The organism is Streptomyces sp. NPDC000941, from assembly GCF_053599555.1.
This window is the reverse complement of record NZ_JBSFMM010000135.1, coordinates 1-14,631: the sequence shown is the minus strand read 5'-3', so window position 1 is coordinate 14,631 and position 14,631 is coordinate 1. Positions and strand designations below refer to the sequence as shown.

The 14,631-nt window shown below is 71.5% G+C and carries 16 protein-coding genes; 9 read left to right on the top strand and 7 right to left on the bottom strand.

The genetic code is table 11. The features are described from left to right. The first annotated feature begins 31 nt into the window (after positions 1 to 31). Positions 32 to 2,788: an AAA family ATPase gene (locus ACWDSL_RS34110; protein WP_450491826.1), complete on the top strand. Its 2,757-nt coding sequence runs from the start codon at positions 32 to 34 to the stop codon at positions 2,786 to 2,788. A gap of 3 nt (positions 2,789 to 2,791) precedes the next feature. Further along, positions 2,792 to 3,670: an alpha/beta fold hydrolase gene (locus ACWDSL_RS34105; RefSeq protein WP_450491825.1), complete on the top strand. Its 879-nt coding sequence runs from the start codon at positions 2,792 to 2,794 to the stop codon at positions 3,668 to 3,670. A gap of 34 nt (positions 3,671 to 3,704) precedes the next feature. Here ACWDSL_RS34105 and ACWDSL_RS34100 read toward each other — a convergent pair whose 3' ends face one another. Continuing rightward, complete coding sequence (locus ACWDSL_RS34100; protein ID WP_450491824.1) at positions 3,705 to 4,673, bottom strand: aminotransferase-like domain-containing protein; 969 nt, start codon at positions 4,671 to 4,673, stop codon at positions 3,705 to 3,707. A gap of 65 nt (positions 4,674 to 4,738) precedes the next feature. Here ACWDSL_RS34100 and ACWDSL_RS34095 point away from each other — a divergent pair, with 65 nt between their 5' ends. The 3 genes from ACWDSL_RS34095 (at position 4,739) to ACWDSL_RS34085 (ending at position 5,914) form a co-directional block, all read left to right on the top strand. After that, entirely contained in the window at positions 4,739 to 4,966 is a 228-nt protein-coding gene (locus ACWDSL_RS34095; RefSeq protein WP_450491823.1) for a hypothetical protein, read from the top strand. 34 nt (positions 4,967 to 5,000) lie between these two features. Continuing rightward, positions 5,001 to 5,396: a hypothetical protein gene (locus tag ACWDSL_RS34090; protein WP_450491822.1), complete on the top strand. Its 396-nt coding sequence runs from the start codon at positions 5,001 to 5,003 to the stop codon at positions 5,394 to 5,396. Between the two features lie 89 nt (positions 5,397 to 5,485). After that, positions 5,486 to 5,914 carry a RidA family protein gene (locus tag ACWDSL_RS34085; protein WP_450491821.1) on the top strand — a complete coding sequence of 143 codons (429 nt, stop codon included), beginning with the start codon at positions 5,486 to 5,488 and terminating at the stop codon, positions 5,912 to 5,914. A gap of 73 nt (positions 5,915 to 5,987) precedes the next feature. Here the strand turns inward: ACWDSL_RS34085 and ACWDSL_RS34080 are convergent, their stop codons facing one another. From ACWDSL_RS34080 to ACWDSL_RS34055, 6 genes are all read right to left on the bottom strand, one after another. Continuing rightward, the gene (locus tag ACWDSL_RS34080) at positions 5,988 to 6,773 is read right to left on the bottom strand and encodes an ABC transporter permease (RefSeq protein WP_450491820.1); all 786 of its coding nucleotides are present in this window, start codon (positions 6,771 to 6,773) and stop codon (positions 5,988 to 5,990) included. After that, positions 6,770 to 7,771, bottom strand: coding sequence for an ATP-binding cassette domain-containing protein (locus ACWDSL_RS34075; protein WP_450491819.1), 1,002 nt, complete (start codon positions 7,769 to 7,771; stop codon positions 6,770 to 6,772). Before ACWDSL_RS34075 ends, ACWDSL_RS34080 begins: the two co-directional genes overlap by 4 nt. 64 nt (positions 7,772 to 7,835) lie before the next feature. Next, positions 7,836 to 8,681, bottom strand: coding sequence for a DUF4097 family beta strand repeat-containing protein (locus ACWDSL_RS34070; RefSeq protein WP_450491818.1), 846 nt, complete (start codon positions 8,679 to 8,681; stop codon positions 7,836 to 7,838). A gap of 101 nt (positions 8,682 to 8,782) precedes the next feature. Beyond that, positions 8,783 to 9,301 (bottom strand): hypothetical protein, encoded by a 519-nt coding sequence (locus ACWDSL_RS34065; protein WP_450491817.1) that lies wholly within the window; start codon positions 9,299 to 9,301, stop codon positions 8,783 to 8,785. A gap of 264 nt (positions 9,302 to 9,565) precedes the next feature. Next, a complete protein-coding gene (locus ACWDSL_RS34060; RefSeq protein ID WP_450491816.1) occupies positions 9,566 to 10,594 on the bottom strand; it encodes an LLM class flavin-dependent oxidoreductase in 1,029 nt (342 codons plus the stop codon). An 81-nt stretch (positions 10,595 to 10,675) separates the two neighbouring features. Beyond that, complete coding sequence (locus ACWDSL_RS34055; protein WP_450491815.1) at positions 10,676 to 11,542, bottom strand: helix-turn-helix transcriptional regulator; 867 nt, start codon at positions 11,540 to 11,542, stop codon at positions 10,676 to 10,678. A 150-nt stretch (positions 11,543 to 11,692) separates the two neighbouring features. On the opposite strand from ACWDSL_RS34055, the gene ACWDSL_RS34050 reads away from it, so the two are divergent. The 4 genes from ACWDSL_RS34050 to ACWDSL_RS34035 all read left to right on the top strand — a co-directional run. Continuing rightward, on the top strand, positions 11,693 to 12,283 hold the full coding sequence (locus ACWDSL_RS34050; protein ID WP_450491814.1) for a short chain dehydrogenase: 591 nt from the start codon (positions 11,693 to 11,695) through the stop codon (positions 12,281 to 12,283). Positions 12,284 to 12,390: 107 nt separating this feature from the next. Then, the gene (locus ACWDSL_RS34045) at positions 12,391 to 12,765 is read left to right on the top strand and encodes a hypothetical protein (RefSeq protein WP_450491813.1); all 375 of its coding nucleotides are present in this window, start codon (positions 12,391 to 12,393) and stop codon (positions 12,763 to 12,765) included. After that, on the top strand, positions 12,740 to 13,429 hold the full coding sequence (locus ACWDSL_RS34040; protein ID WP_450491812.1) for an isochorismatase family protein: 690 nt from the start codon (positions 12,740 to 12,742) through the stop codon (positions 13,427 to 13,429). Before ACWDSL_RS34045 ends, ACWDSL_RS34040 begins: the two co-directional genes overlap by 26 nt. A 678-nt stretch (positions 13,430 to 14,107) precedes the next feature. Next, positions 14,108 to 14,631: DUF4232 domain-containing protein (locus ACWDSL_RS34035; protein ID WP_450491811.1), on the top strand; the 524-nt coding region annotated here is incomplete at its 3' end.

The window sequence follows — 14,631 nt, the reverse complement described above, 5'->3', positions numbered from 1 at the left end:
GGCGAACAGCACGGCTCTTAGAGTGAGCCTCGTGCTCTACGGCAGAACGGCGGAAATCAGCGCGCTCGACCAGGTGATCGCGCGGGCTCGCGACGGCTCGGGCGGTGCGGTGGTGTTGCGGGGCGAGGCGGGCGCGGGCAAGACCGCCCTGCTCGAAGCGGCGACCGCGCGAGGCGGCTGCGGCTCGATGCGCGTGCTGCGGACCACCGGCGTCGAGCCCGAGTCCGACCTGGCGTTCGCGGCGCTGCACCAGGTGCTGTGGCCGGTGACGGGCTCACTCGACGCGCTGCCTGAACCGCAGTGCGACGCCGTGCGCGCGGCCCTGGGACTTGCCGCGGGCGGTGACGGCGATCGGTATCTGCTGGGCGCCGGCGTGCTCTCGCTGCTGGCCGAGGCCTCCGCGCCGGAGGGGCTGATCTGCGTGGTCGACGACTTCCAGTGGGTCGACCCGGCCTCGGCCGACGCGCTGCTGTTCGCCGCCAGGCGGCTGGGGACGGAACGGATCGCGATGCTGTTCGCCGTGCGCGGGGACGCTCCGGTCAGGGGTGTGCCGCTGACGGTGGACGTGCCCGGCCTGCCCAGGGCCGCGGCGGTCGAGATGCTGGCGTCCCGCCACGGTGTGCCGCCCGGAGTGGCCCAGGAAATCGCCACGCTGACCCGCGCGAACCCGCTCGCCCTGGGCGAGATCGCCGCCCGCCTGACACCCGCGCAGCTCGCCGGCCGCGAACCGCTGCCCGATCCGCTTCCCGGCGGCGCCCGGCTCTTCGGCGAGCAGGTGGCGGTGTTGTCCGCCGCCGCCCGGCTGCTCGCCCTGGTCGCCGCTGTGGCGGCCGACCTCGGCCTGGTGCTGCGCGCCACCGACCAGCTGACCGCCGACCGGACGGGGGCAGGGGCAGGCGCAGGGGCTGAGGCTGGGGCTGGGCGGATGGCGCTGGCAGAGCTGGAGGAGTCCGGGCTGGCCGGGCTCTCGGGCACGCGCGTGCACTTTCGCCATCCACTCGTCAGGTCGGCGGTGCATGAGGCGGCCACCCCCGCCGACGTCCGCCGGGTGCATGCCATGCTCGCGGAGCTGACCGAGGGGGACAGCCGCGCCTGGCACCTGGCCGGAGCCGCCATGGGCCAGGACGAGCGGGTCGCCGCCGAACTGGTGGCCGCCGCGGAGCGGGCGCGGGACCGCGGGGGCTACGGCGCCGCCGCCACCGCCCTGGCCAGGGCCGCCGAGCTGACTCCCGAGCCGCGCGCCCGTGCCGCCCGGCTGAAGGACGCCGCCGTCGCGGCCTGGCTCGGCGGCCGCCCGGGGCAGGCGGAGTCGCTGCTGGCCGAGGCCCGCGACCTGGCCGGCGGGGACGCCGACCTCGCGATGCGGATCGCCCAGCTCCGCGGCCGGTTCGAGCTGAACTCCGGCAACGCCGCCGAGGCCGTACGGATCCTGGCGGCGGGCGACAGCCTCGACATGCTGGCCGATGCGGCGGAGGCGGCCTCGTATGTCGGCGACACGGCGGCCCTCGTCGAGCTGGGCCGGAGGGCGGCGGCGCACCCCGAGGGGTTTCTGCGGGACACGGTGGCCGGGATCGGCCTGGTGCTGGACGGCGACGAGACCGGTCCTGGTCTGCTGCGGCGGGCGCTGGCGCGGGCCGGCGAGCTGAGGCACGCGTCGGAGTACCTGTGGGCGACGGCCGCGGCCAGCTGGCTGGGCGAGTCGGACGTGGCGACCGAGATGGTCGACCGGGCCGGACGGGTGGCCAGGGTGTCGGGGATGACCGGGCAACTGCCGGTCGTGCTGGAGTTCGTGGCGACGGCCGAGCGCATCGCCGGGCGGCTGGCGAACAGCCGGGCCGTCTCCGAGGAGGGCCTGGAACTGGCCCGCGAGGCCGGGTACCGGAACACGATGGCCGCGCACCTGGCCAACCTGGCGGTGCTGGCGGCCCTGCGCGGCGACGAGGAGGACTGCGCACGGCAGGCCCGTGAAGCGCTGGCCATCGCCGTACCGCATCGGGTGGGCCTGCGGGCGGGGGTCGCCGCCTACGCGTCGGCGATGCTCGACCTGTGCCTGGGACGCCACGCGGCGGCGCATGACCGTTTCACGGCCATCGCCGCGGCGGGACCGGGCGCCGGGCATCCCACCGTGGTCTGGCGGATGGCGCCGGATCGCGTCGAGGCCGCCGTGGGCGCGGGCGAAGACGCGGCCGCGCGGGCGGCGCTTGAGGCGTACGAGCAGTGGTCGGCGCACGCCGCCACGCCCGAGTCGCACGCCCTGCTGGCCCGCTGCCGGGGCCTGGTCGGGGCGTCCGAGGCAGCGTCCGAGACGTCGTCCGAGGCAGCGTCCGAGGAGGCGTCCGAGGAGGCGTTCGGCGAGGCGCTGCGGCTGCACACCAACCCGTTCGAGGCGGCCAGGACGGCCCTGCTGCTGGGTGAGCGGCTGCGCCGCGCGCAGCGGCCCGGCGAGGCGCGGGCGCTGCTGCGGATGGCGTGGGAGACGTTCGAGCGGGCGGGCGCGCGGCCGTGGGCGAGGCGCGCCCAGGGTGAGCTGCGGGCGGCGGGGGAGAGCGGACAGGCTCCGCCCTCCGCCGTTCTCGACGCGCTGACCCCGCAGGAGCTGCGCATCGCAGGACTGGTCGCCGACGGGTTGTCGAGCAGGCAGATCGCCGCCCAGCTCTTCCTGAGCCCGCGCACCGTCGAGTACCACCTGTACAAGATCTATCCGAAGCTGGGCATCGGCTCCCGTACGGAGCTGGCGCGACTAGTAGTTCTACAGAAGGCGCCCGTGGCGGAAGCGGACATGCTCTGAGGCATGCGAGAAATAAACATCTGGAGTGAGGAGTTCGGTGCCGCGACGGATACGCCGATCCTGTTGATCATGGGGTCGATGTCGCAGGGCGTCCTGTGGCCGGACGAGTTCGTCGGCCGCCTTGCCGCCGGAGGCCGTCGGGTGATCCGGTACGACCACCGTGACACCGGTATGTCGGACACCGTCGACTTCGCGGCGGAGCCGTACACCTGGGACGACATCAAGAACGACGTGTACCGCGTAATGGACGCCCACGGCCTGGAGAGCGCCCATCTGGTCTGCCACTCGGCGGGCGGGCTGCTCGGCCAGTTCGTCGCGGTGGAGCGGCCGGAGCGGGTGCGCTCGCTGACGGTCATCGGCTCCTCGCCGCTCGGCGGCGGCGAGGGCCAGGTGATCGTACGGGCCCTGATGGGGCAGCCGCAGCCCGAGGGAAGCCTGCCCGAGCCGGCGCCGGAGTTCACGGCCTTCTACCGCGCGCTGATCGCCGCCCCGCCGCCGGAGGACCGGCGCGCCCGGATCGACGGCATGATCGCCGAGCAGCGGGTGCTGCACGGCACCGGGCTGCCGTTCGACGAGGACGCGGCGCGCCGGCTGCAGGAACGGATCTACGACCGGGCCCGCGACCTGTCGGCGGTGGCCAACCACCGGCTGGCCGCGATGGCCAAGCCGGAATTCGAGCCGGTGGACGTGTTGCACCAGGTGAAGGCGCCGACACTGGTCATCGAGGGCAGCCACGAGCCGGCCAAGCCGGGCCACAGCGCGATCATCGCCGAGCGGCTCCCGGGGGCACGGCTGATGATCGTGGCGGGCATGGGCCACACGCTGCCGCCGGAGGTGCACGAGGAGCTGGCCGCCGCCGTCCTCGCGCATACGGCCGGGTGACGTCTGCAGGGGCCCGGTCAGGTCCGGGCCTGCATCAATCCGGGCCCGCGTCGTCGGGGGTGCCGTTCGCCAACTCCGCCAGCACGCCGAGCGCGTGGGCGAGGGTGTCCGTGGGCGGTGAGGAGAGCGCGAGCCGTACGGCGTTGGGCGCGTGGCCCGGACCGACGGCGAACGCCCCGGCCGGCGTGACCGAGATGCCCCGCCGGGCGGCGGCGGCCACAAAGGTCTCGGCCCGCCAGGGTTCCGGCAGTTCCCACCAGCAGTGATAGGCGCATGGATCGGCGCGCACACTGAATCCGGCCAGCCGTTCGGCGGCGATCCGCTGCCGGACGGCCGCGTCATGGCGCTTGGTCCGCTCGATCTCGGCGGCGGTGCCGTCGGACATCCACTGCGTCGCCGCGTCGAGTGCGAAGCGGGATGCCATCCACGTTCCCGAGCGGAGGGCGGTGGCGACCTTGGCCGTGAGCCGCGCGGGCGCCACCAGGAAACCCAGCGTGAGCCCCGGGGCCAGCCGCTTGGACAGGCTGTCGACCATGATGGCGCGTTCGGGCGCGAGAGCGGCCAGGGGCGGCTGATCGGGGCGCAGGAAGCCGTAGATGCCGTCCTCGATCGCGTACATGTCCCTCTGGTCCAGTATCGCCGCGAGTTCGGTGCGCCGTTCGTCGGTCATGGTGATGCCCAGCGGGTTGTGCAATGTCGGCTGCAGATAGATCGCGCGCAGCGGGGGCGCGGCGGCGAGTGCGGCCGGGAGCAGCCCGGCGTCGTCCATCGCCAGCGGGACCAGCGTGACGCCGAGACGTGCCGCGATGCCCTTGACCAGCGGGTAGGTGAGCGTCTCGACACCGAGGCGCTCACCGGGCGGTACGAGGGCGGCGATGGCGGCGGCGATCGCCTGTCTGCCGCTTCCGGCGAAGAGCAGCTGCCGCGGCTCCGGTTCCCAGCCGGTACGGCTCAGCAGCGACGCGGCCGCCCGGCGGGCGCTCGGGCTGCCGGCCGCCGTCATCGGCCGCAGGGAGGCGGCCAGTTGGTCGGGGCGCAGGCGTTCGCGTCACCTGTGTCGAACCCGGGATGTGCGGCGGAACCGAGTTCTCCACCGTGCGGTTCCAGGGCGACCAGGGGAAGGCCGACGCCGTCTACGCCGGTATGCGGCCACTCGGCGCCGACGACATCGCCGAGTCCGTGCACTGGGCGGCCTCGCAGCCGGCGCACGTCAACATCAACACCATCGAGCTGATGCCTGTAGCCCAGAGCTTCGCGCCGTTCCAGGTGCACCGACGGGACGGTGCGAAAGCCTGAGGACCTGAGCGGGCAGGCCGAGTAGCGTGTCGCCATGGCCCGTTCCCGCAGCACCCGGCGGCTCGTCGTCGGCGACGACACCTATCTGTGGTCGGTGGGCCACGTCCACAAGGGCGGCAAGCAGCCGGACTTCACGACCTGCCTGGAGACCTTGTCCCTCCGCCTGGACGGCAGCAGCGGCCGCCTGCTGCTCACCTTCCACCAGCCCCCGGCCATCGGCCCCACGAGCACGATCGGCGACCGCGACCGCGGCTGGCTGAACCTCCATGAGCCGGGCGTGGCCCGCGCCTTCCTCGATGCGGCCCTCGCCCAGGGCTGGCAGCCCGGCACGAAGTCGGGACAGGAGATCGACGGCTGGACCCTCTTCCCCGAGGCGCTGCGCGCCCGCCGCGCCCAAAGCGACGGTGAGGCGGGCGCCCCGGCTTCCTGAGCCGTACTCGGCTGCCCGCCTGCCCTGCGTCCGCGCCCGCCGCAGGAAAAGTGATGGTGGGGCGGGCTTTCAGAGGTGAGGATGCCGCCATGAAGAAGAAGCGGCTCACGCACATACCGGCCCCGGAGGGCGTCGCTCCGGGGGCGGGTTACACCAACGTCGTCATGGGCTCCGGCCGTATGGTCGCGGTGTCCGGACAGATCGCGCTCGACGCGCAGGGCGAGCTCGTCGGCGCGGGCGATCCCGCCGCGCAGGCCCGGCAGGTCTTCGAGAACCTGCGCCGCTGCCTGGCAGCGGCGGGCGCGACCTTCGACGACGTCATCAAGCTCACCTACTTCGTCACCGACGTGGCCCACCTGCCCGCGGTCCGGTCCGTACGCGACGAGTACGTGGACATGACCCACCCGCCCGCCAGCACGGCCGTCCAGGTCGCGGCGCTGTTCCGGCCCGAACTGGTGCTGGAGGTCGAGGCCTTCGCGCTCGTGGACGAGCCGCCGGCCGGGGCCGTTTCGTCCTGAACGCCGACGGGGCGGCGTACGCCGACGTGGTGTCGGGGTACGCCGTCCTTCTGGCGGGATGCGGTTCGGGTGGTTACTTCGGGTCGCGGTTGAAGACTGCCTTGGACCAGCGGTAGCCGAGGACTGTCAGGCCGAGGCACCAGGCGATGCTGATCCACCAGTTGTTGCCGATGTCGGTGCCGAGGAGCAGTCCGCGGATGGTCTCGATGGTCGGGGTGAAGGGCTGGTATTCGGCGATGGGCTGGAACCAGCCGGGCATGGCGTCGACCGGGACGAAGGTGCTGGAGATCAGCGGCAGGAAGATCAGCGGCATGGCGTTGTTGCTGGCGGCCTCGGCGCTGGGGCTGACCATGCCCATCCCGACCGCGATCCAGGTCAGTGCCAGGGCGAAGAGCGCGAGGAGTCCGAAGGCGGCGATCCATTCCAGGGCGGTGGCGTCGGTGGAGCGGAAGCCGATGGCCACGCCGACGGCGCCGACGAGGGCGACGCTGATGATGGCCTGCAGCACGCTGCCGATGACGTGTCCGATGAGGATGGAGCCGCGGTGGATGTTCATGGTGCGGAAGCGGGCGATGATGCCCTCGGTCATATCCATGGAGACAGAGACCGCAGTGCCGATGGTGGTGCTGCCGATGGTCATCAACAGCAGGCCCGGGACGAGGTAGGCGATGTAGTCGGAGCGATCGCCGCCGCTGATGCCCGCGCTCATGGTGTCGCCGAAGATGTAGACGAACAGCAGGAGCAGCATGACCGGGGTGAGCAGCAGGTTCAGGGTCAGCGACGGGTAGCGGCGCGCGTGCAGGAGGTTGCGGCGCAGCATGATGGTGGAGTCGCGGACGGTGAGGGCGAGGGAGCTCATCGGGCGTTCTCCTTGGGCTGGTTGGGGACGTCGGCGCTGTCAGTGAGGGCGAAGAAGACGTCGTCGAGGTCGGGGGTGTGGACGGTGAGTTCGTCTGCTTCGATGCCGGCGGTGTCGAGCCAGTCGAGGATGGAGCGCAGTTCGCGTTGGCTGCCGTCGCTGGGGATCTGCAGCGCCAGGGCCTCGTCGTCGCGGGTGGCCTCGCGCAGTGTGGTGGCGGCGTTCTGGTAGGCGGCCGGGTCGGTGAAGCGGAGTTGTATGTGTCCGCCGGGGATCAGTCGCTTCAGTTCGTCGGCGGTGCCTTCGGCGGCGATTTTGCCGTTGTTGAGCAGGGCGATGCGGTCGGCGAGTTCGTCGGCTTCGTCGAGGTATTGGGTGGTGAGGAAGACGGTGACGCCGCCGGTGACGAGTTCGCGGATGATCTGCCACATGTTGTGCCGTGAGCGTGGGTCGAGGCCGGTGGTGGGTTCGTCGAGGAAGATGATGCGCGGGTTGCCGACCAGGGTCATGGCGATGTCGAGGCGGCGTTTCATGCCGCCGGAGTAGGTGGAGGCGGGCTTTCTCGCGGCGTCGGTGAGGTCGAAGCGCTCCAGCAACTCGGCCGTGACGCGTCGTCCTTCGTGTTTGGAGAGGTGGTGCAGGTCGGCCATGAGGAGCATGTTCTCCTCGCCGGTGATCAGCCCGTCGACGGCGGAGAACTGCCCGGTGACCCCGATCGCGGCACGCACCCCGTCCGGTGAGGTGGCGATGTCGTGGCCCGCGACCTGGGCCTGGCCGCCGTCGGCGCTGATGAGCGTGGACAGGATCTTCACGGCGGTGGTCTTGCCGGCGCCGTTCGGGCCGAGCAGCGCGAACACCGAGCCGGCCGGGATGTGCAGATCGATGCCGTCGAGGACGGTCTTGTCGCCGTACGACTTGCGCAGGCCGACGGTGGAGATGGCGGCCGGCGGCTGCGTACCGTCGCCGCGCTTGGACGTGGGCATGACAGAAGAAGGCATAGGTCCCTCCCATGAGAAGGATGAAGTGGGTGGGGGTGGGGGTGTGAGTGTGGTTCTGCTGGGGTCAGGCCTGGGCGCGGCGGATGTCGATGTTGCCGTGGCGGGTACGGGCGCGGACCTCGACGGTGTCCTGGGTGTTTTCGGGGCTTTCGGAGGTGGTGAGGGTGTTGCGGACCTGGCCGGAGCCGGAGTTGGCGTCGAGCCAGGCGGCGGTGCCCTGGCGGATGCCGACCTCGATGGAGCCGTAGGAGGTTTCCAGCTGGACGGTGCCGCGGGCGACTTCGGCAACGCGCAGGGTGCCGTGGGCGGTGGTGGCGGTCACCGAGCTCTCGGCGCGGTCGATGCTGATGTCGCCGTGGGAGCCGCTGACCCGCAGGTCGCCGGTTGCGGCGCCGATGGTGGTGGTGCCGTGGGAGTTCTTCAGGACGGCGGAGCCGTCGATGGTGCCGACGCGCAGGCTGCCGGAGCTGGTGGTGATCTCGGCGGTGCCCTGGATGCGGTCCACGGTGATCGAGCCGTGGGAGGCGGTCAGCTGGAGCGGGCCGGTGGCTCCGAGGCGGACGTCGCCGGCCGAGGTCTTGACCCGGACCTCGCCGAGTTGGCCGTCGCCGAACACCTGGGTCCAGGCGCCGGTCATGTCGACGCGGGAGCCGGTGGGCAGTTCGACGGTGACGTCGACGATGCCGGGGCGGCGGAGCGTGTTGCGTGCCTTGGGGGTCCGGAGGGTCAGGGTGCCGCTGGCGTAGGTGATCTGGGCCTGTTCGGCGGCCCGTACGTCCCGGTCCTGCTTGGGGTCGCGGGGCCGGACCTCGACGACGGTCTCGGGGCGGTCGGCGGCGATGAACTGGATGGAACCGGCCTCCACGTGGGCGGTGACGGAGATCGCGTCGGGAGTGTCGAAAGAAGGCATGGCTGTACCGTCCTCTTGAGTCCTGGGGGCGTCCTCGCAGGTGGGACGCGGTGTGGATGAAGTGGCGTGAGTGAGGTGGTGCGGGTGCGGGCAGGGTGTGGTCAGCGCACCCAGCCGGTGAAGCTCTGTCCGAGGCTCTGGGGCTTCTGTGCCGTACGTGGTGCGGTGCCGCCCTCGACCGCGGCTGAGACGGCGCGTACGAGCCAGGCGTTGACCGACAGGCCCTCGCGGGTGGCTGCTTCCTCGGCGCGGGTCTTGAGGTGGGCGGGCAGGCGCAGGTTGACGCGGGCGGTGCCGCCCTCGTCGCCCTCGGCGGGGGCCGGGGGCCTGAGGGGTTCGACGGGCGCGGCCGGCTCCATCGGGGTGCCGCTGTCGGTGGGCGGTGGTGTCACGACGAAGTCGGGGTCGAGTCCGCGCAGCCGTAGGTCGACGGAGCCGGGGGCGAGTTCGCGGGTGATCTCGTCCATCGCGGCGGAGAGCACGTTGAGCATGGTCAGCCGGGTTGCCGACTCCAGGGGAGCGGTGAGCCGTTCGGCCAGCTCGCGGGCGTCGTCCCCGCCGGCTTCGGCGGCCACCGCGAGTTCACGGCGGAGGTTGTCGACATACGGGGTGAGGTCCATGACGTCATCATGGCATCACTATGGCGCCATGTGCAAGCCCTGGCGGCGCCCCATGAGGGTGAACTCAACGATGGCCGCACTGACCTGCGAAAACATGCAGGAGTCGGCCTGGGTCATCGTGGCGCCACGCGTGCTCGCACCCATTTAGAAGCCTGGAATGGCGCCGGATGGCACCGCGCGACACCAAGTGGTGCCAGGTGATGCCTGATGGCGCCAAGCCGCGCCATCCGATGCCACGTGACGCCACGTGATGCCATCGAAGGCCTAGGCGGCCGCTCGCCAGCCCAGTGCCGGGCCCAGCCTGGTGGCGATGTCGGTGAGGATCTGGACGTAGTCCTCGTGCTCAAAGGTGAACGGCAGCGCGAACGCGACCTCGTCGATCTCCCGGAAGGCGGCGTGGGCGTAGAGCCGTTCGGCGATCTCGCTGGACGTTCCAACGAGGTCCGGCGCGAACATCAGGCGGCCCGGCCCCTGCGGGGTGGCCGTACGAGGCATGCGCTCACGGGCGTACGCCTCGTACTTGGCCCGCTGCTCCGGCGTGGCGCTGTCGGTCGGGATCACGACCAGCCCCTGGGAGACGCGGGCGCGGTCGCCGTCGGGGTGGTGGGCGCGGAAGGTCCGGATGTGCGAGAGCTGGATCTCGGCGAAATCCTCGGGCTCCCCCGACCCCTCCGCCTTGACGACGCTGCTGGTCAGGAAGTTCATCCCGTGCTCACCGGCCCACTGAGCCGACCGCAGACTGCCGCCGCCGTACCAGAGGCGACGGCCCAGGCCGGGGGAGTGCGGCTGGACGCGATCAGAAAAGGACTCAAAGCCCTCGGTGCCGCTGAAGTCGGTGGCCGGTTCGCCCCGTACGAGGTCCAGCAGCCGCCGTACGCGCTCGAAGCTGAAGTCCTCGGCGTCGGCGGTGTCGGGGTAGAGCGCGTCCTTGACCCGCTCGTAGTGCATCGGCGGGCCGACGCTGATCCCCGGGTTGAGGCGGCCGCCGGACAGGATGTCGACCGTCGCCAGGTCCTCGGCGAGGCGCAGCGGATTCTCCCAGCCCAGCGGGATGACCGCTGTGCCCAGCTCGATGCGGCTGGTGCGCTGCGAGACCGCGGCCAGGACGGCGACGGGGGAGGAGATGCCGTACTGCAGATGGCGGTGGCGCACCCAGGCGCTGTCGAAACCCAGCCGCTCGCCCAGTTCGATGATCTGGAGGGTCGACTCATGGCCCCGGCGGGGGTCGGCCTCGTCGAACAGCCCGATGGTCAAGAAGCCCAGCTTGCGCAATGGTTCCGAGGTCAGCGGCACGGGGCTCCTCCATCGTCCGCGGTGTGTTTTGCGTACACCGACACCGCCCGATTCTGGCAGGCGGTTGTTGCACGGGCCTGTCTAGAACGTGTCCGGGGACACGGCGGTCAGATCGGCGAGGAGCCGCAAGGCCTCCTCGGACGGCGACCCCGGCTCGGCGTTCATCACGGCCACCCGCTGCCCCTCGTCCTCCGGGAGCGCCAGCAACTCGCACATCAGCGTCATGGTGCCCACCACGGGGTGGCGGTAGGTGCGAGCGGCGGTGCCGCAGTCGCCCACCGTATGCGCGGCCCAAAGCTTGGCGAACTCCGGGCTCTCCACCGTCAGTTCGCCGATCAGGCCGGTCAGCGCGGGGTCGCCCGGGTAACGCCCGGCGATCAACCGCAGATCGGCGACGGTGGAGCGGGCCTTGCGGAGCCAGTCGGCATACAGCTCGCGCGTATGGGGGTCGAGGAACAGCAGGCGGGCGACGTTGGGGCGCTCGGCCGGGCGGTTCGGCGCGTCGAAGTCGAGGTGTCCGGCCATCAGGGCATGGGCCATCCGGTTCCATGCGAGCACATCGCAGAAGCGCCCCATGACCAGCGCGGGTACATCCCCGAACGACTCGATCATCACGCGCACCCCCGGCCGCACCTGCTCCGGCCTGGCCGCCCGGCGGCGGGCCCTCGGCTTCGGCCGGGCCAGCGAGTACAGATGGGCCCGCTCGGCCTCGTCCAGCCGCAGCACACGGGCGACGGCGTCCAGCACGGCGTCCGAGGCGTTGGGGCTCTGCCCCTGTTCGAGCCGTGTGTAGTAGCCCGCGCTCACCCCCGCGAGCTGCGCCAGCTCCTCCCGCCGCAGCCCCGGCACCCGGCGCCGTCCCCCGTACGACGGAAGCCCCGCGTCCTCGGGCCGCAGCCGCGCCCGCCGCGACCGCAGGAACTCCCCCAGCTCCTCACGCGTGTCCATACGTCCCAGTCTCGTGGACGCGCGCCCGCGGTGCCTGCACCTGCCAGGTGTAGTCACCACGGGTGTATCCCCGGCAGGGGACTGGGTACGGCCCGCCGCCCGCCGCAGCCTGAGTAGGACCAGCGTCAGCGGAACGGACGGGACAGTTCAGTGAAGATTCTTGTGATCGGTGCGACGGGAACCATCGGCAGCGCGGTCGCCGACGTGTTGGCGGAGCGCCATGAGGTGCTGTGCGCCTCACGCCGAGGCCCGGTACGGGTGGACATGGCGGACACCGCATCGATCGACGCCCTGTTCGCGGGCATCGGGGACGACCACCTCGACGCGGTGGTGTGCTGCGCCGCGAGCGGGGCCCTCACCCCGCTGGACGCACCGTCGGACGGAAGGTTCTGGAGCGGGCTCGACGGCAAGCTGATCGGACAGGTGAACCTCGTGCGGCGAGCACTCGCCCACCTCCGCGACGGCGGCTCCATCACGCTCACCAGCGGACGCTTCACCGAACCCATCCCCGGCAGCTCGCTCGGCCACCTGGTCAACACGGGCCTGGAGGCGTTCGTGTACGCCGCCGCCACGGAGATGCCGCGCGGCATCCGCCTGAACGTGGTCAGCCCCGGCTGGGTCCGCGAAACCCTTGTCGCCCTGGACATGGACCCCTCCATGGGCACCCCGGCGGCGGATGTCGCCCGCGCCTACGTCGACGCGGTGGAGGGCGACGCCCACGGGCGGACGCTCACGGCCTGATGCGCACGGCCTGACGCGCACGGCCTGTCGCTCACGGCCTGTCGGGGACCGGTCCCCGACGGCCCCCACTAGCGTCCGGCGCCATCGGCCCTGAGAAAGGAGACGGTATGGAGCCGGCGGTACTGATCGGCGTGGTTGTTGCTCTCATCGTGCTGGGCGGCTTCTTCGCCGCCCTACGCGGTCGCCGATCGCGGTCCGGACCCACGTATATGCCCCTCCGCTCCGCCGCCGCTTCCCCGGTCGACGAGGACACCCGCACCGATCAACTCCTGGACGAGCTCGCCGTGATCGCCAGCACACGGGGCTTCCTGAGCATGAAAGGGAAGGACCCGCGGACCCGGGAGATCGGTGCCGAACTCGACCGGATGAACGGCATGCAGAAGATGCGCGATGTGCATAGGGTGGTCGCCGCCGAGCTCGGTGGGGTTCGCGCGCGCGAGCTGGAGGTCGCGTGGGATGGCATCGGTAACTGGCGGGGCTAACGAGGCGCAACGGCACGCGTGGCGGATCGAGAGCCGCGAGTACGCCCGGCACGAGCAGCGCCGTGGCCGTCGCTTCGCCTTCACCCACCTGGACCCGGCCCGCACCGCGCTTGTCGTCGTCGACATGGTGCCGTTCTTCGTCTCGCAGAATCCCTACTGCCGCGGCATCGTCCCCAACATCACCCGCCTCGCCGACGCCCTTCGCACGGCCGGCGGCACCGTCGCCTGGGTCCTGCCGGCAGTGCGCGAACGGTCCGCGGTGGCCGAGGAGTTCTTCGGCCCCGAGGTCGCCGAGACGTACCGCACCTCCGGAGGCACCGGGCCGCCGGCCGGGCGTCTGTGGCAGGACTTCACCGTGCGACCCGGTGATCTCCTGGTGGAGAAATCCGCAGCCAGCGCGTTCTTCCCGGGATGCTGTCCCCTGCCGGAGCTGTTGAAAGACCGCCGGATCGACACCGTCCTGATCACCGGCACCGTCACCAACGTCTGCTGCGAGTCATCCGCGCGCGATGCCAGCACCCTCGGCTTCCGGGTCATCATGATCGCCGACGCGAACGCGGCCCGCCGGGATCAAGACCACAACGCCACTCTCTACACCATCTATCGGTCGTTCGGCGATGTCCGGCCCACGTCCGAGGTACTGGACCTGATCAACGCCAGCTGAGGCGCGCGGCGCATCCAGCGGGGACGGATCCGTTTCCGCGCCCGCCGCGCCGCTGGACGGTATGGCCGTCCGCCGAGTGCGGGCATCGTCTCGCGCCTTCGGCGCAGAGCGGCCAGCAGCGGGAAGGGGAGGGGCGCCGGAGGCATCGTCGCCGTCCAGCCCAACGGATCGTCACCGGTCGCCACCGGTCGGCGGGGCGGTGGAACGGTGGGGCGGCGGAACGGTGGCGGGTCGTCCGGAGCGGTGGGTGCCGGTCCGGTTGGGCTCTCCCCCCACCTGCTCTTAAATCATTGCTTGATGCGGTACTTGATATAAAGCAAGCATCTTTTTAAGAGCAGGTGGGGGGGGGAGGGCCAACTGATCGGCTTGGCCACCGCGCGGCAGCAGCTGCGGCGGAGCGCAGCGGAGCCTGTCCTGAGCCCAGCCGCCCGCCGGGCCGAGGGGGTGGGACACCGGGCAAGCCGCCCCCCTTCCTTCCCCCTGCTGGCGCTTTGGACCCGGAGGGTCCGACACGAAAGCCGCGCCCGCGTGAGCCGAATGCCGCGAGACGAGTCCTTTCCCTGGTCACGGTCGTGTTAGCCGGACGTTAGTGGGGCGGCAGTGTTGCGGTAGTGGCGCCGGTCAGAGTTGTTGTCGTACCGAGCAGACGACGACACCAACCTCCCAGGGGGACCCGAAATGCGCTCCAACGCCACTGCCCGCACCGCCCGCCGTCGTACCTTCCGCGTTGCCGCCGCGGTCCTGACCGCAGCCGCCGCCCTGTCCCTGACGGCCTGCAACAACGACGACAAGGCCGCGGGCCAGGACAAGGCCTCGGCCGGGTCCAGCGGCTCGACGGGTTCCTCCGGTGGTGCGCAGGGTTCGGACGACAAGGGCAAGGAGGGCGGTGGCAGTGCGCATGCGGGTGCTGAGCGCTGCCGTACCGAGAACCTGGAGGCCGCTTTCGCCACGGGTGAGGACGCGCTCCCGGAGCGGAGCGGGGACGGGGGTGCGACGACCGCCACCATCGTCCTGATGAACAAGGGCACCAGCTCGTGCAGGATCGGCGGCTTCCCTGGTGTGGACCTGACCTCGATCAACGGTGGCGAGCGCTGGTCCCTGGCCCGCTCCTCGCAGAAGTGGAGCTCCCTGGAGGTGGAGGCCGGCCAGCAAACCGAGTTCACCCTCAACCTCGCCTTCACCAAGGAGGACCAGGGCTTCTA